At 40.2% G+C, this 22729-nt stretch carries 23 protein-coding genes and 1 pseudogene; 8 read left to right on the top strand and 16 right to left on the bottom strand.

Features of this window, described 5'->3' with window-relative positions; translation table 11 throughout:
- Positions 1 to 64: 64 nt before the first annotated feature.
- Positions 65 to 241, top strand: a pseudogene (locus CLI64_RS30725) (SUMF1/EgtB/PvdO family nonheme iron enzyme); the annotation flags it as partial.
- Here CLI64_RS30725 and CLI64_RS31530 read toward each other — a convergent pair.
- Together CLI64_RS31530 and CLI64_RS31915 are read right to left on the bottom strand one after the other, a co-directional pair.
- The gene (locus CLI64_RS31530; protein ID WP_225977556.1) at positions 186 to 455 is read right to left on the bottom strand and encodes a hypothetical protein; all 270 of its coding nucleotides are present in this window, start codon (positions 453 to 455) and stop codon (positions 186 to 188) included. The pseudogene CLI64_RS30725 and the gene CLI64_RS31530 sit on opposite strands and share 56 nt — an antisense overlap.
- Positions 456 to 476: 21 nt before the next feature.
- The gene (locus tag CLI64_RS31915; protein ID WP_264082514.1) at positions 477 to 608 is read right to left on the bottom strand and encodes a hypothetical protein; all 132 of its coding nucleotides are present in this window, start codon (positions 606 to 608) and stop codon (positions 477 to 479) included.
- 343 nt (positions 609 to 951) lie between these two features.
- On the opposite strand from CLI64_RS31915, the gene mgtE reads away from it, so the two are divergent.
- On the top strand, positions 952 to 2304 hold the full coding sequence (mgtE, locus tag CLI64_RS10340; RefSeq protein ID WP_103137145.1) for a magnesium transporter: 1353 nt from the start codon (positions 952 to 954) through the stop codon (positions 2302 to 2304).
- Between the two features lie 85 nt (positions 2305 to 2389).
- Entirely contained in the window at positions 2390 to 3394 is a 1005-nt protein-coding gene (locus tag CLI64_RS10345) for an aspartate carbamoyltransferase catalytic subunit (protein WP_103137146.1), read from the top strand.
- 64 nt (positions 3395 to 3458) lie between these two features.
- Here the strand turns inward: CLI64_RS10345 and CLI64_RS10350 are convergent, their stop codons facing one another.
- The 8 genes from CLI64_RS10350 to CLI64_RS10385 form a co-directional block, all read right to left on the bottom strand.
- Complete coding sequence (locus tag CLI64_RS10350) at positions 3459 to 3650, bottom strand: DUF6760 family protein (protein ID WP_103137147.1); 192 nt, start codon at positions 3648 to 3650, stop codon at positions 3459 to 3461.
- Positions 3605 to 3982 (bottom strand): phage tail assembly protein, encoded by a 378-nt coding sequence (locus CLI64_RS10355; RefSeq protein ID WP_103137148.1) that lies wholly within the window; start codon positions 3980 to 3982, stop codon positions 3605 to 3607. Before CLI64_RS10355 ends, CLI64_RS10350 begins: the two co-directional genes overlap by 46 nt.
- A gap of 165 nt (positions 3983 to 4147) precedes the next feature.
- On the bottom strand, positions 4148 to 4444 hold the full coding sequence (locus tag CLI64_RS10360) for a hypothetical protein (RefSeq protein ID WP_103137149.1): 297 nt from the start codon (positions 4442 to 4444) through the stop codon (positions 4148 to 4150).
- 336 nt (positions 4445 to 4780) lie between these two features.
- Positions 4781 to 5272 carry a phage tail protein gene (locus CLI64_RS10365; protein WP_103137150.1) on the bottom strand — a complete coding sequence of 164 codons (492 nt, stop codon included), beginning with the start codon at positions 5270 to 5272 and terminating at the stop codon, positions 4781 to 4783.
- Between the two features lie 83 nt (positions 5273 to 5355).
- Positions 5356 to 5820: a phage tail protein gene (locus CLI64_RS10370; protein WP_103137151.1), complete on the bottom strand. Its 465-nt coding sequence runs from the start codon at positions 5818 to 5820 to the stop codon at positions 5356 to 5358.
- 65 nt (positions 5821 to 5885) lie between these two features.
- Positions 5886 to 6371: a phage tail protein gene (locus CLI64_RS10375; RefSeq protein WP_103137152.1), complete on the bottom strand. Its 486-nt coding sequence runs from the start codon at positions 6369 to 6371 to the stop codon at positions 5886 to 5888.
- A gap of 196 nt (positions 6372 to 6567) precedes the next feature.
- On the bottom strand, positions 6568 to 8238 hold the full coding sequence (locus CLI64_RS10380) for a phage tail sheath C-terminal domain-containing protein (RefSeq protein WP_103137153.1): 1671 nt from the start codon (positions 8236 to 8238) through the stop codon (positions 6568 to 6570).
- A gap of 124 nt (positions 8239 to 8362) precedes the next feature.
- Positions 8363 to 8884 (bottom strand): Pvc16 family protein, encoded by a 522-nt coding sequence (locus CLI64_RS10385; RefSeq protein ID WP_103137154.1) that lies wholly within the window; start codon positions 8882 to 8884, stop codon positions 8363 to 8365.
- A gap of 422 nt (positions 8885 to 9306) precedes the next feature.
- Here CLI64_RS10385 and CLI64_RS10390 point away from each other — a divergent pair, with 422 nt between their 5' ends.
- The 3 genes from CLI64_RS10390 to CLI64_RS10405 all read left to right on the top strand — a co-directional run bounded on the left by CLI64_RS10390 (position 9307) and on the right by CLI64_RS10405 (position 12971).
- On the top strand, positions 9307 to 10470 hold the full coding sequence (locus CLI64_RS10390) for a sensor histidine kinase KdpD (RefSeq protein ID WP_225977557.1): 1164 nt from the start codon (positions 9307 to 9309) through the stop codon (positions 10468 to 10470).
- A 171-nt stretch (positions 10471 to 10641) separates the two neighbouring features.
- On the top strand, positions 10642 to 11322 hold the full coding sequence (locus CLI64_RS10395) for a response regulator transcription factor (RefSeq protein ID WP_103137155.1): 681 nt from the start codon (positions 10642 to 10644) through the stop codon (positions 11320 to 11322).
- A 383-nt stretch (positions 11323 to 11705) separates the two neighbouring features.
- The gene (locus CLI64_RS10405; RefSeq protein WP_103137156.1) at positions 11706 to 12971 is read left to right on the top strand and encodes a DUF4255 domain-containing protein; all 1266 of its coding nucleotides are present in this window, start codon (positions 11706 to 11708) and stop codon (positions 12969 to 12971) included.
- 56 nt (positions 12972 to 13027) lie between these two features.
- Here CLI64_RS10405 and sfsA read toward each other — a convergent pair whose 3' ends face one another.
- Entirely contained in the window at positions 13028 to 13765 is a 738-nt protein-coding gene (sfsA, locus tag CLI64_RS10410; RefSeq protein ID WP_103140669.1) for a DNA/RNA nuclease SfsA, read from the bottom strand.
- A gap of 247 nt (positions 13766 to 14012) precedes the next feature.
- Here sfsA and CLI64_RS10415 point away from each other — a divergent pair, with 247 nt between their 5' ends.
- Positions 14013 to 14681: a 2OG-Fe dioxygenase family protein gene (locus CLI64_RS10415; RefSeq protein ID WP_103137157.1), complete on the top strand. Its 669-nt coding sequence runs from the start codon at positions 14013 to 14015 to the stop codon at positions 14679 to 14681.
- Between the two features lie 224 nt (positions 14682 to 14905).
- Here the strand turns inward: CLI64_RS10415 and CLI64_RS10420 are convergent, their stop codons facing one another.
- Positions 14906 to 16036, bottom strand: a complete 1131-nt coding sequence (locus CLI64_RS10420; RefSeq protein ID WP_103137158.1) for a DUF711 family protein — start codon at positions 16034 to 16036, stop codon at positions 14906 to 14908.
- Positions 16037 to 16130: 94 nt separating this feature from the next.
- On the opposite strand from CLI64_RS10420, the gene CLI64_RS10425 reads away from it, so the two are divergent.
- Positions 16131 to 17399, top strand: a complete 1269-nt coding sequence (locus CLI64_RS10425) for a tetratricopeptide repeat protein (protein ID WP_103137159.1) — start codon at positions 16131 to 16133, stop codon at positions 17397 to 17399.
- A 157-nt stretch (positions 17400 to 17556) separates the two neighbouring features.
- On the opposite strand, the gene CLI64_RS10430 is transcribed toward CLI64_RS10425, so the two are convergent.
- The 4 genes from CLI64_RS10430 to mutS form a co-directional block, all read right to left on the bottom strand.
- Positions 17557 to 18135, bottom strand: coding sequence for a Uma2 family endonuclease (locus tag CLI64_RS10430; protein WP_103137160.1), 579 nt, complete (start codon positions 18133 to 18135; stop codon positions 17557 to 17559).
- Positions 18136 to 18370: 235 nt separating this feature from the next.
- Positions 18371 to 19054 carry a bifunctional 2-polyprenyl-6-hydroxyphenol methylase/3-demethylubiquinol 3-O-methyltransferase UbiG gene (locus CLI64_RS10435; protein ID WP_103137161.1) on the bottom strand — a complete coding sequence of 228 codons (684 nt, stop codon included), beginning with the start codon at positions 19052 to 19054 and terminating at the stop codon, positions 18371 to 18373.
- Between the two features lie 125 nt (positions 19055 to 19179).
- Positions 19180 to 19719, bottom strand: coding sequence for a hypothetical protein (locus tag CLI64_RS10440; RefSeq protein WP_103137162.1), 540 nt, complete (start codon positions 19717 to 19719; stop codon positions 19180 to 19182).
- Between the two features lie 432 nt (positions 19720 to 20151).
- A complete protein-coding gene (gene mutS, locus CLI64_RS10445) occupies positions 20152 to 22725 on the bottom strand; it encodes a DNA mismatch repair protein MutS (protein ID WP_103137163.1) in 2574 nt (857 codons plus the stop codon).
- Positions 22726 to 22729: the final 4 nt, after the last annotated feature.

A 22729-nucleotide genomic window follows, 5' to 3' on the forward strand; every position in this document is an offset into this window, starting at 1 on the left:
AAGAAAAGATATAACTAGATTATATAAATTAATATGTTAAACTTCTCTATGGGATAGGCAATTCCGGCTGCTGCGCGGTGGTTCGTGGAACAACAATCCGAGGAACTGTCGCTCGGCTAATCGCAATAGGAACGCGCGTGACAATAGGAACAACAACGTGGGTTTTCGGGTTGTGATTGCCGTCCTCAGCACTCTTTTGCTGTCAGAATTAGTGAATGGGAATTCATTGAGCGTACCATAGAAGAGTCCAGACCTATTCCAGTGAAGTTGGTAACAATTTCCGAAAATAAAACCGAGTTGGGTAGCTTGGTAGGCTGTAAAGTCGAACAGTTATCTGACTCACCTAAAATCTTATTTTTTAAATTCAATACTCGGATTTCACTCAATTCTGTAAGTTCAAACCCTGAATCTGCTAAATCGGCATTATTAGAAACTAAAATTAAGCTGCGTGTCATTAATGTAGCCTCAATCAAGGTCTATTTCCCTTCTACATCTGCATCAAAAATTGCTATTTGTTTAGGCGTTAAATCATTGAGTGTACCTGTAATAGCTTCTAAAACTAGAATAATATTAATTCTTGCTGTTAAGACATCCTCTAATTCATACAACTGTTAAGTTAATAATGAACATTTAACTGACAGTCTAGTAAGATTGCCTACGCTACAAATACGCTTGACAGAAGTTCTGAGAATAGTAGAATCTACAACTAAGTCAAAATCACCGACCCATAGCTAACCCATGCGGAAATTTAAAAATTCTGCGGGTTTTTTATCAAAAGCTATGCTGTTCACCAAATTCCAGGCTAGGATGATTGGTTAGCGGTGCTTTGATTAAATATCGAGTTCAATTTTTGAGATTTTATGGACAAAAGTCCAACTGATGGCAGTATTATCCTCCTCTAAGCTGGCGAGAGAGTCTCCCAGCGCGGGGGAGACTCTAGGAGGTATCATCATGCTCATACAAGATATTCGCAATTCAGGTTTGGATATTGCTGATTTAAACCAGCTCAAATGGGATTTAAATCAGCTACCACCGGTGGATGTGGGAGAATATATCGGACAATTACCCGAAAAACAGCGCGCGATCGCATTTCGTTTACTCAACAAAGATCAAGCAATTGATGTATTTGAATATTTGCCCACAGAAATTCAAGAAGAACTGATCAATTCTCTACATGATACCCAAGTCGTACAATTGGTAGAGGCGATGAGTCCTGATGAACGGGCAGAATTATTTGATGAATTACCTGCTGTAGTCATCAAAAAGCTATTACGAGAACTCAGTCCTGAACAACGACAAGCCACCGCCACGATTCTCGGCTATCCCGAATATACAGCCGGAAGAATCATGACGACGGAATACGTCCGCTTGCGGGAAGGTTTGACTGTCGGTGAAGCCCTCAGTAAAATTCGCCGTCAGGATGAAGACAAAGAAACCATTTACTATGCTTACGTCACCGATGATAACCGCAAGCTAGTCAGGGTTGTGTCATTGCGGCAATTATTATTTACCTTCCCAGAAGTTTTGATTCGGGATATTGCCAGCGATCGCGTGATTAGGGTAAGAACTGATACACCCCAAGAAGAAGTCGCCCAAGTCATGAAACGCTATGACTTGATTGCTGTGCCTGTGGTGGACAAAGAAGATAGATTAGTCGGTATTATTACTATTGATGATGTCGTCGATGTTCTAGAAGAAGAAGCCACAGAAGACTTTCAAAGATTGGCAGGTGCTAGCGGTGATGAAGAAGCTTTATCTCCCGCCCACATCACCATTCGCAAACGTTTGCCCTGGCTATTGGGGATTATGGCATTGTATATTGGTGCAGCCAGTGCGATCGCGCCTTTTCAATCGGTAATTTCAGCTGTGCCTGTCTTAGCTGTGATTATGCCCATATTTTCTAACACAGGTGGCACTGTCGGCATCCAAGCCCTCACAGTCACAATTCGGGGTTTAGGGATAGGGGAAGTCACACCTAAAGATACAATGAAAATTCTGCGGAAAGAAATCCTCGCAGGCTTAGGTACAGCCGTAGTTTTAGCCCTCACCATGTTTGCCCTATCTTTAATTTGGGCAAGACCCCAGGAAAGATGGGTGGCTTTAATTGCCGGTGTGGTCATGGCAACTAATACAATGGTAGCTGTCACCTTGGGAACTCTCCTGCCGATGGCACTCAAACGCCTCAAGCTAGATCCTGCCCTGATGAGTGGCCCTTTAGTCACCACCATGCTAGATACAATTGGATTCCTAACCTTCCTCACAATGATTTCCGTATCGTTGAAAGTATTTAATTTACCTAGTTAGGAGGAGGCAAGGGGGCAGGGAGCAGGGGGCAGGGGAGAAAAAGAAAATGCCCAATGCCCAATTCCCAATTCCCAATTCCCAATCTATGCCTACATCAACTTGGAATCGTCATCACGTCCTCTCTTTGGCTGACTTCACGGCGGCTGAATACGATACTGTCCTTAAAACTGCTGCTAGTTTTCGTGAGGTATTGTCACGGCGGACGAAGAAAGTCCCAGCTTTGCAAGGACAGGTGGTGGCGAATTTATTTTTTGAACCATCTACCCGTACTCGCAGTAGTTTTGAAATCGCCGCTAAACGTTTGAGTGCAGATACTCTCAACTTTGCTGCTGCTACTTCGTCCATGACTAAGGGCGAGACAATTCTGGACACTGCGAAAACTTATCTGGCGATGGGAACTGATATTATGGTGATTCGCCATAAAGAAGCCGGAGTACCAAATGCGATCGCTGATGAAATGGATCGTTTAGGTGTCAAAGTTAGTGTCCTCAATGCCGGCGATGGACAACATGAACACCCTTCCCAAGCACTGCTAGATTTATTCACTATTTGTAGTCTGATGGACGCAGAAAATCCGCGTTTAGAATTACTCAAGAATAAGAAAATTGCTATTGTCGGGGATATTCTGCATTCGCGTGTTGCCCGTTCTAATATTTGGAGTTTAATTGCTAGTGGCGCGGAAGTACATCTAGCTGCACCGCCAACTTTATTACCTAAATTCTTTGCTGAATATATCTATGCAGAAGGAATAGACGTACCCCCAGGTAAACTATTTATTCATTGGCAATTAGAACCAGCTTTAGCAAATGCAGATTTTGTCATGACGTTGCGTTTACAAAAAGAACGGATGACAGCCCATTTACTGCCAAGTTTGCGAGAATATCATCAGTTATTTGGAATTACGCGCGCTAAATTGCAGCTATGTCAACCTCATGTCAAAGTATTGCATCCAGGGCCAGTCAATCGCGGTGTAGAAATCAGTTCTGACTTGATGGATGATCCAGAATTTAGCTTGATTCAGTCCCAGGTGACAAGCGGCGTGGCTGTGCGAATGGCGTTGTTGTATCTATTGGGTAGTGGGAAAACGTGATATTGGGCATGGGGCATTGGGCATTGTCTTTTTCTCTCCTGCCCCCTGCCCCCTTGCCTCCTCATCAATCATCCGCTTTGATTTTACCGATTTCTCCTACCCAACGACGGCGATCGCGATGTTCTAAACTGATAATATCTGCTAAACTCCAGTGAAAATGATACGCAATACAGGCTACCTCCTCATCTAGCAGTTCTGAGGGGTAGCCAACTATTCCCCCGCTAAGGCTAACTCCACTTGAAACTGACTCTGACACTGGGGACACTGCACAGGAATATAAACATCACCTTGTTGATTAATGCGATTATAAAACTCTCTTAAATAAGCCAAGTCTTTAGAAAAAAGATTCTCTAATAAATCGGGAGTTATTTCCGTCAAACTGCCTAATTTAGTGATGACTCTAGATAACATGACAATCACAGCATAACTAGAATTTTCTTGAGCATCGCGGTTTCTCTGCACCATAATTTCATCTTTAGCAGTCGTCAGACGCATCACACCATGACGATGTAAATTACCCTCTGTATCCAACAAACCTCTAGGTAAAATAAATTCAAATTCTGTACAAAAAATCTCTTCATTATTCATATATATATAATCAAATATTAGAAAAAAATCATAATTTTAAATCTCTATTCTCTGACCACCATTTTATATAAAATTAGGATAGGTGGTATTGTTTCAAGATTCTGGAATAGTCTAATAATCTAGGCTTTTAATCCAAAATCCAAAATCCAAAATCCAAAATTGGCATTATTCCTCTTTTAATTCATTAATTTGACGATAAAATTGTTGTAAATAACTCAAATCGCAGGCAAAAAAATTTTCTACTACAGCAGGTGTCACTTCATCTAATGCACCTAAGCGAATAATCACACGAGATAAAATAATCACAGTTGCATAAGCAGGATTGGTTTTCACACGCGGATCACGCAATGGCACAATTTCATCAATTGCTCTAGATAAACGCATTACTCCTGTGCGATGTAAATTTCCATCTTCATCCAGATAGCCTTTCGGTAAAGTAAATTCAAACTCAGTTTGTAACATCAGTAAGTCTCATGCTTTATTAACTAATAGCACGATATATATAGGATTCCTACTTGATTGTTGAACAGATACGTAGGGGAGACAATATCGCAGTGTGGATTTTCCTCATGCAATATTGCCGTTGTGTTAGCAGCGAGAGTACAGCAACTAGCACCAAGGCTTTTGATGCGTTACGGCTTACGCCCAACACACCCTACAAACACTAATAACAGGATATTAACCACCTATATTATCTTGTTATCTGGAAGTGAAATCCTATTGATCGCGGAAATTAACATTTATTTTATAATTTATCTGTACAAAATTCTGTATTTTGACACTAAACAAGCAAAATTATTAAGTTACTTTCACCCGTTTGAGTTCTTCAACAACCATTTCTATTTCTTCAATTTCATGTTCACTACCTTCAGCCTTGACATCAGAAATTGTATAACTAGTAGGCCAGGCATTTTTAAATTCTAATCTAAATTTTTCTTCTGCTGCTTGATTATAAATAACTAAAGAACCATCACGCCTTTCATCACCCCATTTACCTTCTTTAATAGCTGCTAACCAATTCCACATAGTCATAGAAATAGTTAACCCACGGCGTAAAACTATATTAGAATAAGTGATATTTCCAGGGATTTTACTACGCACAATCCGCCCATTAGCAGCACCTGTTTTACCCCAGGTAAGAGGTGTTACTTCTGATATTTCTATGACTTCCTGAGTAGTTTTAAAACCTTGACATTCCATAAAGTAACCATCAATTGGTTCTTGACTGCCAGTCAGTTTTAATTCTAAATAAAAGCGACTATTAGTAAGAATTTCAGGAAATTCTGCCATGATTAATTACCTCTTATGTGTTTGTAGTAAGGATGTTAGTCCCCAAAGAAGAAAGGACTAAAGTCCTTACTACGAACTTATATTTACTTTTTGCGTTCAAAATAGGTAAAGCCTATCGTCACTGTTTCTGTCAGTAAATCACCAGAACCGGCGGTAAAATCACTGGTTGCATAGCTAGTGGGAAAGACATCTGTAAATTCATACTGTACTTTTTCTTCCGCACCATCATAAATAGAAAGCTTTCCTAATTTACGATTAGTACGACCTTCGGCTTTACCACCAGAAAGAGCCTCAGCATGGCATTTGTTATACCAATCAAGCAGTTGCTTAGAGTCAGCAGTGGCGACACATTCAAGAGTAATTTCTGAACATTCTACGCCCCCAATTGTAGCTTGCGTTTGAGTTTTACCATCTTTGGTGACACCAATAGGCGCATCTCCGCCTGCTACCGTCATTTTCATTTGCATCCCACTAATCTTTTGAATCAAAATTTCAGTGAGTCCATCAGCTTCCCAGTAGAACTTAGCATTAGAAATAAACTCTGGCATAAATTAATCCTCCCAAACGACTCCAGATTAGATGATATAAATCGGTGCAATTGCAGCAGTTAATTTTATTTAGTCCTGTTGATATTTTCACAGGTTAATGTATAGGTTTCTTCAATATAGTCATTGCCATTGACATCTAAATCTCCAATTTTATATTCAGAAGGCCAAGCTTCTTTTAATTCCCAACGTAATACCTCATTGCCATCAGTATCGTAGGCGGTAATAGAGCCTGTTTTTTTGCTGTCTAGCCATTTGCCTTCACCTTTTTCAGCTTTGGGCATACACTTTTTAAACCACTCATACATTTTTTTGCTGGTGCTATCACTATCACCACTCATCAGGGTTGTGACTTCGATTGTGAATAGCCCTTCAAAACCAGCAGAGTTGATTTGTCGAATAGTCTTGCCGCCTTTAGTAGACATTAAAGGTTTATCTTGACCTTTGACTTTAGCTTCAAATTTGACACCACCAACTTTAGTAAAAGCCATGTCGGTCATGCTATCAATTTCAAAGTAAAAATTACTGGCGGCAATTGGTTTTAATTCAGGCATATTGACAACTCCATTAAATTAGCAACAGTATTTGTGTTTATTTTGGGTTCTTCCTCGTATTTGGTGGGGTGCGTTAGCCTATGGCATAACACACCCTACAAATTATCAATTCTTCAAAATCCAGTAATATATTCAAACTTAGAAACAATATATTTGTCTTAATTTTGAATTTTGAATTTTGAATTTTGAATTGGTATTACTGGTTAGGAGACCACTGACTAAAGCGGAAGATGACAAACTCCGCCGGACGTACAGGACAGACACCAACTTCAATGTACAAACGTCCTAACATCATGGTTTCGTGAGTGTTGATGCTAGAGTCACATTTGACATAGAAAGCTTCTGCGGCTGTCGCACCAAATAAAGCACCTTCGCGCCAGAGTCTTTCTAGGAAGTTGCTGACGGTACGGGTGACACGCGCCCATAGGTCTTGGTCGTTTGGTTCAAATACTACCCACTGTGTACCCAATTCTACGGACTTCTCAATGTAGCTCATCAAGCGGCGGACGCTGATATAACGCCATTGCACGTTGTCTGGTTCGACCAAGGTACGCGCACCCCAAATTCTGATACCTCGGTTGGGGAAGGTGCGGATACAGTTGATACCCAAGGGGTTGAGTAATTCTTGTTCGCGGAGGTTGGTTTCATAGGCTAAACCGATCACACCTCTGGGTGTGTCATTGGCTGGTGCTTTATACACGCCGCGTGTTTCATCGGTGCGACACCAGACCCCTAGCATATGACCGGCGGGAGGAACGAGGATGGGTCTACCACCGTTGCGGGGGTTGGGGACTTTAATCCAAGGATAGTAGAGGGCGGCAAATTGCGATCGCCTGTTAAATGCACTCAACCACTGAGCAATATGCTGGGGTTTGACTTGGGTGGGAGGCACAGGATCACCACCTCCTTTGCAGGGGGGTGGGTCTAACACTACCATCCGGTTAGGCGCAGTGTTTTCGCACAGGCTGACCATTGTCTCCATAATTCCATGCACTTGATCCAAGTCCAAGATGCCGTTTTGATAAACGCGCATCAAGTCAGGACAAGCAATCATGGTTACTTCGTCAATTTCAAAGATACCTTGCATACCGGTGCGATCGTCTCTCACACCTTGGACATCACGAGGGAAGCGGTCTGGTGTGGAGACTACAGGGGGGGGACTGACTTCGTAGTTACCATTGGCTGGACGACGAGACAGAGGTTGTCCTGGTGTTTGTAAGTCTACGGCGTTGACAAACTCTGATGTTTCTAAAGCCGTCACTACATAAGTACCTGCCTCTGCTGCTACTTCTGGATTCATCGAGAGGTTGTCATACTCCTCTAGAATTTCCCCATTACGGCTAATGGTGACTTTAAAGAATTCACCTGTATTTAGAGGTGGTTCGGCGGCTGGGTCGGCTGGTGGCAGTGGTTCACTTTCGGTAATGGTGATATTGAATCTACCGCCATCATCATCAGCATCATCACCCTCGGCGGGTTTGAGTGCGAACTGTAAAGAAGGACGATTTCCTGTTGTACGAATCTTGAGAGCTGTTTCATCAACTGATGGTGCTGGTGAACCAGGTAATTTTGTCCCGATACTAACTACCCAACACCGTCCACCACCGTTTAAGAACCAACCATTGACAGCAAAAGGTAAATAGGCATCAAAATCTGTATAACCGTCGGAACCTTGTTTAGCAAAGTATTCTAAATACTCGTTCCACGATGTCACCAACATTGGTTTGAACAATTCGGCATCACCGCGTATATCTTCAGTAAAGCCAATGAATCCGGCAATATTTGTACTCACGCCCTCAATTGGACGACTACCTCGGTCTACTTCTTCGACGTAGACCCCAGGAGCGAAATAATCTAATCTAGGCATTGGATCATTTTCCTGTGTTGAACGAATAACTGTTCTTAGCCCAATTCTGAAAAATTCAAGAACACATCGAAAACTTTGTGAATATTGAATTTTGAATTGGTTTTAGTCCTCTCTAGCTGATTACTCAAGCATTTTTGAGCAATACTTCCTCATCGGAATGATGAATCAAAGGATCGCTTTGCAGATTCAAAGGAATAGTCAACGTCACATACAAAGCTGGACGTAAAGGTACACCTAAAGCACTCCACAAAGTTGCAGCATCAATGGGATTAATGGTGCAAACGGTCATAGATAATTCACCGTGACCGCGTAACGCCGGCGCAAGTAGATCCTCTGGTAAACAGTGGTGATGTAACAGTAATCTCAAAGCCTCTGACAACAAACGTTGTTCCCCCAAACTGGTACAGTCCCACGCACTCAATAAGAAAGACACATCAAACCACCGAGGCGGCGGTAGAGGTTTTATTTCTTCTTTAGTTGGTTGCTCTATGTAAACATTTTCCTGAATGTTGTAACAATACAAATTCAATCTAGGGTTTACATTTTGGCTCATAGCAGGGTGGTTAAAATCAATTTGCTCCGTAGAAAGCAGAGAAATGCCACCAGCTAAAATTTCTGCTAAAGTCTGGGTAGCAGCTGGAATCATAAGACACAACAGCAGGGTTTTATGAACATGACCCCAAATACTACCAGTCACTTGATTTGATGTATTTGATGCCACCAAAAAATAATGTGTGGTACAGGGGGTATACTGACCAGAGTTGTTTATGCAATCGGGACAAAGTTATGACTTTGTGGTTTGCAAATAGGGAAATTTAAGTGCCGACAGCACAAAATAAACCTTTGCCAGAGGCTTTAAATTGGATTTACAGTTCTGGGACTAAATGTTTATAGCTTAGAGATCCAAGCCGTTAGAAGTTATTAGACTTTGGTCGAGATTCTAAATAATTGTTTTAAATTGCATAAATTTCATACCTGTGCAGTAAGCTAATTCTGTCCGTAGTTATACAGTCAGCAGCTTGATTTCTACTACAGGCAGAGAATATCTGCATGGGGGTAAAATCTGCAATGCTGTTTGCTATTCAAGTATACGGGGGATTAATGATGAAGGTTGCCACCCAAAATTTCACTGCTCCGATACCTCTACCTTCGTCCATACAGAATCTAGCAAATAAATCGCAAGTGGAGATTAGTAAAATTTGTCATCTGATGATGGAACAGTTGGCGAATCTACTCCCATCTGTCATTGTATGGACTCTATATCACAGCATAGATACAGGTAAACGCGAATCTGTCGCCTATCCTGTACCCATAACTGCGTCTAGGCAGCCCATGACTATATCATATTTACAACAAGAAAAATGGTTATTAAATGATTTATCTTTTCTTCAAGTAACTCAACTTAATTTAGTCAATGAATACAAAGTTTATATTTGTTGTATAGGAGAACAAAAAGCGATCGCCGCCGAATATATCTTAATCTGTACAGAAGAAACACTCACAGACCAGCAGCAGCAACACTTTTACAATCAAGCTCAAATTTTGAGTCAATATTTAATTATGTATCGGGAGCGTTCAGAGCATCTCGCGCAAATTAATACTTTGTCTCAAGCCTGTGGCAAAATTGAACATCAACTGCGAAATCCTTTAGCATTAATTAATCTTTACGCTGAAAACCTGCGGTTAGCCTTACCGGATAGTTCTTTACAAGAACAAGCTGCATTAATTCGACAAACAGTTGATGAATTGAGTAACAAACTCACAGATTTACTATATTTCGGTCAACGAGCTAAACTACATATTCAATTACAAAATTTACAAACAATTATTGCTGAATGTATTAAAACCTTAGAACCTGGGTTAAAAGAAAAAAATATTACCGTATTGTATCCCGAAAAACCTGTAAATATTAATGTTGATTGCTGGCAAATCAAACAGGTATTTGATAACTTATTGAGCAATGCCATTTATTTTAGTCCATGTAATGGGACAGTAACCTGTAATTGGCATATTTATGCTCAAGAAATATTAATAGAAATTTGCGATCGCGGTTCAGGAATTTCCGAAACAGACTTGAAATTAATTTTTAAACCCTATTATTCTCGCAGAGTTGGTGGTACAGGCTTAGGACTGGCGATCGCCCAAAAAATTATCCACGATCACAAAGGCAACCTCTGGGCAGAAAACCTCCCCGAAGGCGGCGCGCAATTCTCCTTTACATTACCAAGATAGAGAATGGTGCATTGGGCATTGGGCATTGGCTATGTGGCATAGAGCATTGAAATAAAATCTCTCTTATCTTTTATTTTCCATTCCCTATTCCCTATTCCCTATTCCCCATTCCCCATTCCCCAATACCAAGTCCCCAATCCCCATTCCCCATTCCCCATTCCCAGCATAATCATGAACACAAAAAAAGAACCTATTTCAATTTTGCTTGTTGATGATGAACCACATTTTCGGCAAGGCATCCGCACTCTATTAAACTTTTATAACAACAGTAGTTATTTAGATTTTGATATAGTTGGCGAAGCAGCTTCTGTAGAACAAGCTGTTAAATTAACTAACGAACAACACCCCGCTTTAATTTTATTAGATTTAGAATTACCTCCAGAAGATGGGATTACCGCTTTAATTCGGTTAGGACAAATATCTTATAACGGCAAAGTTTTAATATTATCAGCACATCAACAAGATGAATGGGTATTTAAAGCCATGCAAGCTGGTGCTTGGGGTTACGTTTTTAAAGATAAATTAGCCACCCAATTATGTGAAGCGATTAATACTGTTGTTGAGAATAAAGTCTATCTGCCGCCAGAAGTAGCAACAGCTTTTTTCCGTCTATTTCATTACTATACTGGACAATCCTTAGTTGCTAATACTGGTGTTCACTTAACAGAAAGAGAACAAGAGGTACTTAATTGGCTAGTACAAGGAGCATCTAACGAACAAATTGCTGCTCATCTTTATATTACAGTTGCCACAGTTAAAGCTCACTTAACAGCCATCTTTGATAAGTTAAGTGTGACAAGTCGCACTCAAGCAATTGTCAAAGCTTTAAAGTTAGGTTTAGTGTGTCATTAGTCAATGGTCAATGGTCAATAGTCATTAGTCATTAGTCATTAGTCATTAGTCATTAGTCATTAGTCAATGGTAAGAATGAAGATAAGGAGAAATAACGAGAAATATAGACCATAGGCTAATCACTAGTAATTATATATAATCAACAGTCAATAGTAAAAATGAAGATAAGGAGAAATAACAAGAAATATAGACTATAGGCTAATAACTAATAACTAATGACTATGGATTAATGAGTAATGAGTAATAAGTAATGAGTAATGAGTGATGAGTAATAAGTAATGAGTAATGAGTAATGAGTAATAAGTAATGACTAATGACTAATGACTAATGACTAATGAGTAATGACTAATGACTAATGACTATTGACTATTGACTAATAACTAATGAGTAATTATTTAGCTATTGCAACGATAACTGCAACTCTACAAAGAACCTTGCAGGCGAGTGTCCAAATAGATGTAGATGGGGCGAGGGTAACGACTGTTAGACCCGATCGCCTCGGTAGTGGTTCGCCGGAAGCTGGTGTAAATATTTATCTGTACGATATTTTAATGAATCCGGCTTGGCGGAGTGCAGATTTAAGACAACGCCATTCAGAAGAGAAATATATTAAGCGATCGCAAACAGGTTTGGATCTCTACTACTTACTCACTTGCTACGGTAACGATGTGGAGTTAGAACCACAACGGCTGATGGGTAGCATTATCCGTACTTTTAATAGTAAATCTAATATCACGACAGAATCGATTCGGGAGACTGTCACAGATTCTACCTTGGCATTTTTGGCTGATTCTGACCTAGCTGAACAAGTTGAGACAATTTCTATTAGTCCTGTTGATTTGAATGTGGAAGAAATCTCCAAAATTTGGTCAGTATTTTTTCAGACTCCCTACAGTTTATCTATTGCTTATAAAACTAGTATCGTGTTAATTGATGCTGGAGATATACCGAAAAAACCCTTACCTGTACGCAATCTTCAGCGTCATGTTACACCATACCAACCAGCGATCGCTCAAATCAAAGTCAAAGAAGAACTCTCAAAAATTTGGCAAACACAACTAGCTACAAATCCATTGATTTTGGCTTCCAGCACCTTATTAATTAAAGGGGATAAACTAAGTGCAGATATTACCCAAGTCCGCATCGGGAATGTCACAGCCACACCCCAAAAAGTGACGAATCAAGAAATTACCCTAGAATTAGCCTCCATCCCCGTAGAATCATTACGTGCAGGAATGCAGAGTTTACAAGTCATTCATCCCCAGCAACGGGTAAACTCGAATATAGTCCCGATATTGTTACGTCCCACCATTGAAGAAATCACAGTATCTAATTTAAAGGGTAGAGGAAATGATCCGCGATCGGCTGAGATTACTGTGCGTGTGAATGTCAGCATCGAGTCAACACAGCAACTGACGTTAGTTTTAACAGAACTATCACCATCACAATTTGCGGGATACTCCTATGAAAAAACCAAAAATCGCCAAAACATTTCCCACTCCGTCACCTTCATAGTTAACGACTGTCCCCCAGGAACCTATCTAGTCCGTTTAGTAGTAGACGGTGCAGAGAGTCTGTTAACAGTAGATACAGATCCCCAAAGTCCCACCTTTGAGCAGTATATTGCACCTTTAGTAGTAATTTCTTAAAGGCAAAAGTAAAAAGGTAAAAGGTAAAATATGATTAATTCCCCAGTCCCCAATCCCTAATCCCCAGTCCCCAACTTCATCCTCGCTAAACCTAAATAACGAATACCTTCGGGGGAAATATCGAAGCGACAGGGTAATACTTCCACACCAAGAGCGATCGCATCTCGCAATAACTTACCATATACTGGATCAGCACTATCCCCAGGGGCAAACTCAGTACAATCACCACGATTAATAAAATACAGCATTACTGCTCGCATATTAGGTAATAACGCCATTAATTCCCGTAAATGCTTCTGTCCTCTGGTGGTTTCTGTGTCGGGGAATAATGCTAAAGTGCCTGTACACCAAGTTGTATTTTTTACTTCCAAGTAAATAGGACGTTCTGTATCATTTCCCGTCAATAAGAAATCTATGCGACTTTTTTTATCTACACCGTAAACTACCTCTCCTTTAATTTGACTATAATCACCTAATTCTGGAAATAAGTGCTTTGACAAAGCTAACTTCACTATCCGATTTGGCAAAGCTGTATTCACCCCTACCCATGTCGGCTGGTTATCGTGTACTTGAATTAGTTCTAAGGTATAAGCCAGTTTACGGTTAGGGTTATCACTTTGAGAAAGTTGTACTGCACTACCGATAGTTGAAACTCCAGTCATGGGGCCAGTATTAGGACAGTGTGCTGTCACTACTTCCCCAGACGCTAGTTGTACATCAGCAAAAAAGCGTTTGTAGCGTTTGAGCAGAATACCAGGCTGTAAAGGTGGATAACGGTAGAGCCAATCAGTCATGTTTTCGAGGATAAATTCTTGATGAATAGATACTGCATCAGTCAATGAATCCTCAATATACACTTAACTCTGCACTCTGACTTTTTTGATCAATCATTGCACAAAATTTGTATCAAGGCTTTATCACAATTTGTCAATTTTTGTAGTCATTTTAACGACAACTTAATAAAAAGCAGCATATACTCGGTGGTATAAACCTCCCTCAAAGAAAAAAGGGGAGAAACACAACTGCAAGGACAAAATTCCTATGCAAACAGTCGGGGGAATCACGGAAATAGAATATGCCTTTCTGTTTACCTTAAGAAAGGTAAATTCAATTAATGTAGAAGATTTTCAACCTTTTTTTAATAATTTGCCTGTAGATCCTTATATTAAAGGCAAATATCGTTTAAGAAGATTATCACGCTTTACAGTTGCAGGAGATAAATTAATTAAACTACCGCATGGATATCTTTTTCAAAGTAGAGAATATAATCCATTGGTAGGGGATGTTAAAAGAGAGTTTGCTGAATTAGAAGATGGCATGATTGAACTAGAGAGTTTCACAAAGTTAATCTTGGCATTTAGTGATTCATGTAAACTGCATCCCGAAGCAGAAATTGGTGTACATCAAATCCGAACAATTTGTTCTCCTGATAATTTTGGCAATCCTGCACCGGAAGGTATTCACCAAGATGGTACTGATTTTATTGGGATATTCTCTGTATATAGAGACAATATCCAAGGTGGTGAAACACATTTATATACTGCCAAAAAAGAAAAGCCAGTATTTAGCAAAGTTCTCCATCCAGGGGAATTACTATTAGTCAACGACCACGAATTTTTCCACTTTACTACACCAATTAAACCACAAACCGCAGCCCAAGGAATTAGGGATGTATTTGTGCTGACTTCTCCAAGTTTATTGATTGATTAAGGGTGTAGGGGTGTAATACCAATTATTTATGAAGCTGCATATAATTCGATCCCCCCTAGCCCCCCTTAAAAAAGGGGGAACAAGAAATAAAATCAAAGTCCCCCTTTTTAAGGGGGACTTAGGGGGATCTGAATATGTGTAACTTCACATAAAATTGGTATAAAGAGAATTAATTACCACACTCAGCACTCAGCACTCACAACTCAGCACTCAGCACTCCCAACTCAGCACTCAAATATCTGACAATCTACAAGATAGGGGGAATTGAAATTAGTCATTTCCCCTGCTTTTTTATTGGGGATGGGAAATAATCTGGCGGAGAGTGGTTTATTGAGTTTAAAAGCTAAGGTTGTCATATCTATTAATATGGCTGTAATTTTACCTATGGAAATATCGCCAGGAATCGGCACAGTATCCAAACCACAGCCGCATACAGATGAATACAATAATAAATGGGTAATATCATAAGTTTGCTCATTAGCTCTAGTCGCTAAACCGATATCTTCACAAACTGGTAGCATTAAGCCAGAATAACCACAGGTTTTGACGGGGATACTTTTTAAAACTCGTGTTAGCATTCCAGAAATGGCGAGAGTTCCAGGATTACCAAATTTACCATTTAATAACTGTTCATAGGCAAAAGCGATACTATTTTGTTTATCTAAAGATGCTGCGAGAGAAGTATCTATACCATGATAATTTATTTGCAATTGAGTAGATATTTGTTTGGCGATCGCTTCTACTTTTTTAACTTCTTCTCCTAAAATTATTTGCAATTTACTTTCAGCTTCTGGGATATTATTAGCTTCAGAAAATACTTGCATAACAAAATCAGCTAACTCTAAACCAATGGCGAAAGATGTTTCACCCACATGATACGATGTGGGAAAAAATGGGATTCCTGGCTGACAATTTGCACCCACACAAAAGCGAAAATTTCCATAACCATTTTCAGTTTCTTGAGAGATACGCTTAATAGCTTTGGCTGATTCTCTGGCGTTTTCAAATTGATTGCCAATTTTACTTGAACAGTAAACTATTGATGTATTTTTATTAATTTCAGGAATTAACTCTATCGTTTCAGCAGTGCTAGCATAACCAATATTAAAGAAACTGATATTTAAGCTTTGGCAAAATGCTTCTAAATTTTGAATTCGATTAATAATTTCAGTTGGCGATAAAATAGAGAGATATTCTTCCCAAGGGTTAGTAGTAATTCTAGTTGTTTGCACTTCGTAACCTTGTTGTGCAAAAATTGCCTGTGCTTTTTGGTTAAAATCAGCCGCTATTTTGATTTTGTCTGTTTCCTGTGGCAAATCCAGTGATATACCTGTAGTGATAGTTCTAATTTTCATAGTTGAATTCTTTAAACGATTAGGAATAGTGATAATTCACAGTGAATATTTAAGATATAAGGCTAATAACTAGCTAAGTTGGGTAAAAACGGTGATGAATAACGACTTTTACAATCAGGGACTAGAAAAAGCCAGACAAAAAGATTACACTGGTGCAATTGAGGAATTTAGCAGGGCAATACAACTAACTCCCTATGATGCCGAAGCTTATTTAAAACGGGGGCTAGCATATTATGATTCAGGATCTGTTCTTCAGGCTGTGGCTGATTATACCGAAGCCCTCAAGATAAATCCTGAAAGTGTAGAAGCATATTATAGTCGTGCTTTAGCTAGATTAGCCCTGAAAAATTTACCAGGGGCGTTAGAAGATGTAGACAAGGCGATTTCTATTAATTTTAATTATGCAGCAGCCCATGATCTACGGGGAATAGTGCGCCGCAAACAAGGGTATATTCAAGATGCGATCGCTAGTTTAAAAAAAGCTGCTGATTTATATTTACAACAAAAAGATGCAGAAAATTGCCGTCTGTGCTTAGAACGAATTAAGCAGTTACAACCCAAACAACAACAAGTTACACAGCCAGTAGTTGCAAAGACTGTACCAATTACATCTGTGAGTGACTATTTTAGTCAGTTACTGCAAAAAGCCGAAAAGGGCGACACAAAACAAGCCATTGCCGATTTAAATTGGATATTACAGGCTGATTCCCAAGATGCACAGGCTTATTGCTGTCGGGGTGTGGTGCGGTGCAAAATGGGGAATTATCGAGAAGCGATCGCAGATTTTAATCAAGCCTTACAATTAAACTTTCAAGATGCTATCGTCTATCGTAACCGAGGTAAAGCCCGTTCTCTATTAGGAGATCATCAAGGTGCGATCGCGGATTTTAATCAAGCCATTCAAATCCAACCCCAAGATACTTTAAATTATGTTGCCAGAGGTAACACCTATCGCGCAATGGGTAATTATCTCGGCGCAATTGCTGACTATGGAAACGCCTTAAAAATCAACCCCAATGATGCCTCAGCTTACTACAATCGTGGCATGACCTATACTTTTTTAGAAGAAATGCAAAATGCTGTTGCAGATTATCAAAAAGCTGCCAGTATTTTTTGTGAACAAGAAGACTGGGAAAATTATCAGCAAGTTTTAGACAGCCTCAAACAAATTCAAAAATCTGTTCCTGAAGCCAAGCAGCAAAAATTTAATATCTTACGTCAACGACTTTTGCGCCTAGTTGGGGGATATTGGGAAATCGCCCAAAGATTAATTGAACAGAAAAAAGATTATTATCCAGGGATGACAGAAGAATGGTATTTACAAAAAGTCATCGATGATATTGAACGGGATAGAAGTAGGTAATACAATTTTAGATTTTGGATTTTGGATTTATATTAAGGGACTTCCAGAAAATAAACTATCCAATTTATTTTCTCCAAAACAACTGTCTTTCCCCCTGCTCCCTGCCCCCTGCCCCCTTGCCATCAACGTGATAGTATATTTTTTTAGTTGGAAGTCCCTAAACTTGTCCAGCTGTTAATACTTGGGATGCTGTCAAATTTAGCTGGGGAAAAGTTGCTGATTTAATCATATCTGTTCCCTGAAATATTGTTTCTTCGTAAAATCCATCTACTAAAGTTAGTAGGGTAATTTTGGCTTGATTCGCATCAACAATGCAGTATTCAGGGATACCTCGTGCAGCATACTCTGAACGCTTATAACGATAGTCTCTATCCTCATTTTCCTTTCCAGGAGAGACAACTTCAACCACCATTGCAGGAGATGGCATATCTGGAGTGATTGTAGCGCGTTTGAGAGCGATCGCCTCAAATAATTCCTGTGTCAATATCATCAAGTCGGGTAGTCGCACGCGAGTTCGATTACCTGTCACCACCAGTTCTGTATCTTTATGGCGAATTAATTGAATAGGGACAAACTTGAAAAACTGTGAGAGTAGATAGAGAGAAATTAAGTTATTTCTATCACTTTCTGGTGGCATTGCAACCAACTCTCCATCCACAAGTTCATACTTGGTATCTGTGCCGTCATCATAAGCAAGATACTCTTCCAGGTTGAGTTTCTTGACTGTTGTGGTCATAAACTTCTATTTTTACCACTCTAGACTTAACAATTCAAAATTCAAAATGACGCTCGCGGACTCGCTAACGCTGCGCTAACAAAATTCAAAATTAAAGACATTTTCAGTCGGGGATTTCAACCCCCACTGAAAATATGCTACGTATAGACGTAGGGGTCTTAAACCCTCTGATTTACGATAAATTTTATCATTTTTTGTTTGACCAGATAGCAGTATCACCCTGAAAATATATAGCTTATTTCCCATTTCTTTGATACACAATCCGCATTTGTTGAACTTCAGTTTCTTGAGATTCTAAAAATAGCATCTCCTCTATTTTTTGTAGTCCTAAATTTTCTAACTGTGCGAGTTCAGCAGCAGATAATGGCCAAGGAGGGCCTGAAGGTTCGGCTTCTGTATCCCGCACACGGGTAATTACTAATAAAGTTCCGCCAGGGGAAAGCACAGAAGCAACAGAGGAGATAACGGAAGTTCTTACACTCAAAGGTAAAGCTTGGATATTACGACATTCAAAAACAAAATCAAAAGCCTGATTCCATTGCTGAGGAATTGCCAACAAATCAGCTACTTGATAGTTAACTGAAGAATCAGGAAATCGCTTTTGACACCAAGCAATGGCTGTGGGAGAAATATCAAAAGCTGTGACTGCAAATTCTAATTTTGCTAAAGCTTCCGCATCATCTCCTAAACCACAACCAATTACCAAGGCTTTTTTACCTTGAGTAGAGATTTCATGATTTTCTAACCAATCTTGCAGGTAGGGATGGGGTGTTAATTTTGCCCAGGGAATTTGTGCTGTGTCACCATTAGCTGAAGCATATAAAACTTCAAACCATGCTGTTGGTTCTGATTTATTAATAGCTTCAGATGCTAAATCTTGTACTTTCTGGCGTAAGTTTTCTGGTTGTTGTTCAAACATGAGTAGTTAAATTAAACTCAAAAGATAATCAGGTTATTTAATAGGAAGTAAAAAATCATTTTATTTCCATTAAATGAATAACCGAATTGCATTTTATATATGAGATTATATCATGTTTGCTAGTATTAATTATCCTCAGCACATATAGTATAAAGAGTATCATCGCTCCAAGGATAACAACTTTCTCCACCAAAAAATGCGGGAGTTATTTGTTCTTGTTCTACAATAGGTTCTCCTTCATCACCGCACCAAGTCATGTACAACATCAGATGAGCAAGATGAATATGGTCGCGGAGATAGTGACCGAAAGAAATCACTGCATCATGGCATTCTTGCCAAAACAGACGTTGTTTTTGCTTATAAACATCAATACTAGGATACTCTTGATTAAACCATTTACTCAGATTTACATCGTATTTTAAAGAATCAATGTAGTCATTTAACTCTTCTTCTCTTTCAACGCTGCTTTCATATTGAAAATAACAACCACATAAATCATTAGGATAAACACCATATATGTATTGTGCTTGCGGGATAAGTTTACGAATATTTTGTGGTGGGCTTGTGTATTCTGGAATAACTTCAATAGTGAGGTGAGGATATTGTTGATCTTGCTTGATTGTTGGTAGCGGTTTGTCGGATATTAAGTATAAAACGTGGCACATATTAGCCTCTGGTGATAGTTTGCATATCAAGAAGCAAGACAGTTAAGGAATATCAGCAAAATATCAGTGTTAAAGTTTCTGGAAACTATAACAGAGGTGTTGCTTAACTCCCGCAAACTATTCTTGATAAATCCAGAGTAACCAAGCCATATTCCCCTAAGCAATTTGCAGATGTACAAACCTCAAACCCTTGTAACATCAAGCAAAGATTGCTAGGGGAAGTTGTTTTAGTTCAGGGAATCCCTTAACTTTTCCGACTCACCTCCGTAAGGAAATTGCACCAAAATCATTAGACCTCTTGCACGAATAATTGAACACTCCGAATACATAAATTCAAGAGTAATCTTTTTGCGTTCTTCTTTGCGTCTTTGCGCCTTTGCGTGAGCTTTTAAATAGTATTGTTAGCAACACCAAAGTATTTATGCAAGAAGTCTATTCCAAATTCTTTAACCCAAGGGCAATCTTACTGTGTTTCTCTATTTGTCCCATAACTTGTTTTGCTCGTTTAATTACTACAGCAGGTAAACCCGCCAATCTTCCGGCTTCAATTCCGTAAGATTTATCAGCACCTCCTGGTTGAACTTGGTGTAGGAAAATAATTTGGTCGGGTAATTCTTTCACGGTAACTTGATAGTTAGCAACATTAGGTAACATTCCGGCTAATTCATTTAATTCATGATAGTGAGTTGCAAAAATTGTTCTAGCTTTGATTTCTGTCGCTAAATATTCGGCTACCGCCCAAGCAATAGAAAGTCCGTCAAATGTAGCTGTTCCCCGCCCAATTTCATCTAGTAAAACTAGAGATTTTGCTGTAGCGTGGTTGAGAATATTGGCGGTTTCATTCATTTCTACCATGAAGGTAGATTGACCCGTAGCTAGATCATCAACTGCACCGACACGGGTGAAAATGCGATCGCATACTCCCAATTTCGCTGACTTAGCTGGGACAAAACTCCCAATTTGCGCCATGAGTTGAATGAGTCCCACTTGACGCAGATAGCAACTTTTCCCACTGGCGTTAGGCCCTGTTAAAATCACGAGGTCGGGAAGTGGGGTGTGATTTTCTGCACTACTTCCTAATTGTGTGGAGTTGGGGACGAAGAAACCCGCAGGTAAGGACTGTTCAACTACGGGATGGCGACCATCAATAATTGCGATTTCCCTGCTGGGAATCATTTGGGGACGACAGTAACCTTGCTGTACCGCTAATTCCGCCAAGCCACACAACACATCAGCCGCAGCAACGGCGCGGGAAAGGTTGCGGATGGCTTCGGCTTCTTTGGCTATTTCTTCCCGTAAGGCGACAAACACCTCATATTCCAACTGATTTAAATCATCCCTGGCGGTGAGAATTCTGGCTTCTCGTTCTTTGAGTTCAGGGGTGATGTAGCGTTCTTCGTTGGTGAGGGTTTGCTTGCGGATGTAATTATTCGGTACTTGGTCAGCTTTGGCGCGAGAAATACTAATATAGTAACCAAAGGTTTTATTAAATCCTACCTTGAGGGTGGGTATACCTGTCCTGGCTCTTTCATCTACTTCTAAATTAGCAATCCATTGCTGGTCTTTTTCTACTGTCGCCTTCCTTTCGTCTAATTGGGGATTGACTCCTGGTCGAATGAGTCCGCCTTCCTTGAGATGTATGGGCGGAGATTCGACAATGTGGGCGTGGATATTTTGGGCTAGTTCTTCTAAAATCGCCGGGACTTTTTGCAAAGCTTTGAGGAAGGGAGAACTCGCATCAGCAACTAAGCGGGCTAATTCTGGTAAGCGGGAGAGAGAATCAGCTAAAGCAACTAAATCTCTGGCGTTCGCACTTCCCGAAGTTGTACGACCTGTGAGGCGTTCTAAATCGTAAATTTGCCGTAATAATTGCCGTAAATCCTGACGTAGAGGTGTATTTTCGGCTAATTCTTGAATGGTATCTTGTCGGGCGCGAATACCTTTAATATCTAGTAGGGGTTGGAGTAACCACCGCCGCAAAGACCGGCTACCCATTGCGGTGCTAGTTCTATCTAAAGCCCACAACAGCGAACCATGAAAAGTTCCATCGCGGACGGTTTGGGTAATTTCTAAGTTGCGGCGGGTTTGGTGGTCAACAATTAAATAGTCGGTGATGGTGTAGGTTCTGAGTCTTTGTAGGGAAATGGGGCTTTCCTTTTGGGTATCTTCTACATATTCCAATAAGCCACCAGCCGCCCTCACCGCCAAGGGGAGATGGTCACAACCCAAACCTTCGAGCGATCGCACCTTAAATATCTGCAATAATTTACTTCTGGCTTCACCTTGAGAAAAGGGGACTTGCGATCGCAGACTATAACAAAATGATGGTGGTAAACATTCTGGCAAATAGGGCGAAGTTTCTCCAGGACGCAGCAAACTACCCAAGTCAGGCGCGTTGGTGGGAACTAAAACTTCCGCCGGCTGCAAACGCATCAGTTCCTGGGTGAGATGTTCTAAATTACTATCTTGGGTGGTGAGAAATTCCCCCGTGGAGATATCTGCATAGGCTAAACCCCAGTGGTTTCCAGTAATAACCACAGCCGCTAAGTAATTATTGCGACTAGATTTGAGCATTCCCTCTTCTAATAATGTCCCAGGGGTGAGGATGCGTGTCACTTCCCGACGCACCAAACCCACCGCCTCGGAAGCATCTTCTACCTGGTCACAAATCACCACAGCATAGCCTTTCTCTACCAATTGCGTAGTATAACGTTCCCATGCGTGGTGGGGTACGCCAGTCATCGCCACACGACCGATTTCACCCCCATGTTTACTGGTGAGGACTAATTCTAATTCTCTAGCTACCGTCACCGCATCTTGAAAAAACGTCTCAAAGAAATCTCCCACCCGATACAGCAACAGCGCGTGAGGATACTTATCTTTCACCTCAACATAGTGCTGATACATCTTACTTAGCTTACTGCGGTCTACCTGTCGCGTATCGGTATGGGGTGCAGTCGCAGGATTCGGTTCTGTTGGCTGGAGGTCAGAGTGAGAAACGGTCATAGGT

Source organism: Nostoc sp. CENA543, assembly GCF_002896875.1.
GTDB lineage: Bacteria > Cyanobacteriota > Cyanobacteriia > Cyanobacteriales > Nostocaceae > Trichormus.

Bases quoted from the DNA above. Each gene is read 5' to 3' on its own strand.
- CLI64_RS10420 (WP_103137158.1), bottom strand. From the start codon at position 16,036: ATGAAAATTAGAACTATCACTACAGGTATATCACTGGATTTGCCACAG.
- CLI64_RS10395 (WP_103137155.1), top strand. From the start codon at position 10,642: ATGAACACAAAAAAAGAACCTATTTCAATTTTGCTTGTTGATGATGAA.
- CLI64_RS10385 (WP_103137154.1), bottom strand. From the start codon at position 8,884: ATGATTCCAGCTGCTACCCAGACTTTAGCAGAAATTTTAGCTGGTGGC.
- sfsA (WP_103140669.1), bottom strand. From the start codon at position 13,765: ATGACTGATTGGCTCTACCGTTATCCACCTTTACAGCCTGGTATTCTG.
- CLI64_RS10390 (WP_225977557.1), top strand. From the start codon at position 9,307: ATGCTGTTTGCTATTCAAGTATACGGGGGATTAATGATGAAGGTTGCC.
- CLI64_RS10440 (WP_103137162.1), bottom strand. From the start codon at position 19,719: ATGTGCCACGTTTTATACTTAATATCCGACAAACCGCTACCAACAATC.
- CLI64_RS10345 (WP_103137146.1), top strand. From the start codon at position 2,390: ATGCCTACATCAACTTGGAATCGTCATCACGTCCTCTCTTTGGCTGAC.
- mgtE (WP_103137145.1), top strand. From the start codon at position 952: ATGCTCATACAAGATATTCGCAATTCAGGTTTGGATATTGCTGATTTA.
- CLI64_RS31530 (WP_225977556.1), bottom strand. From the start codon at position 455: ATGACACGCAGCTTAATTTTAGTTTCTAATAATGCCGATTTAGCAGAT.
- CLI64_RS10375 (WP_103137152.1), bottom strand. From the start codon at position 6,371: ATGCCTGAATTAAAACCAATTGCCGCCAGTAATTTTTACTTTGAAATT.
- CLI64_RS10380 (WP_103137153.1), bottom strand. From the start codon at position 8,238: ATGCCTAGATTAGATTATTTCGCTCCTGGGGTCTACGTCGAAGAAGTA.
- CLI64_RS10425 (WP_103137159.1), top strand. From the start codon at position 16,131: ATGAATAACGACTTTTACAATCAGGGACTAGAAAAAGCCAGACAAAAA.
- CLI64_RS10365 (WP_103137150.1), bottom strand. From the start codon at position 5,272: ATGGCAGAATTTCCTGAAATTCTTACTAATAGTCGCTTTTATTTAGAA.
- CLI64_RS10430 (WP_103137160.1), bottom strand. From the start codon at position 18,135: ATGACCACAACAGTCAAGAAACTCAACCTGGAAGAGTATCTTGCTTAT.
- CLI64_RS10405 (WP_103137156.1), top strand. From the start codon at position 11,706: ATGAGTAATTATTTAGCTATTGCAACGATAACTGCAACTCTACAAAGA.
- mutS (WP_103137163.1), bottom strand. From the start codon at position 22,725: ATGACCGTTTCTCACTCTGACCTCCAGCCAACAGAACCGAATCCTGCG.
- CLI64_RS10355 (WP_103137148.1), bottom strand. From the start codon at position 3,982: ATGAATAATGAAGAGATTTTTTGTACAGAATTTGAATTTATTTTACCT.
- CLI64_RS10360 (WP_103137149.1), bottom strand. From the start codon at position 4,444: ATGTTACAAACTGAGTTTGAATTTACTTTACCGAAAGGCTATCTGGAT.
- CLI64_RS10435 (WP_103137161.1), bottom strand. From the start codon at position 19,054: ATGTTTGAACAACAACCAGAAAACTTACGCCAGAAAGTACAAGATTTA.
- CLI64_RS10370 (WP_103137151.1), bottom strand. From the start codon at position 5,820: ATGCCAGAGTTTATTTCTAATGCTAAGTTCTACTGGGAAGCTGATGGA.
- CLI64_RS10415 (WP_103137157.1), top strand. From the start codon at position 14,013: ATGCAAACAGTCGGGGGAATCACGGAAATAGAATATGCCTTTCTGTTT.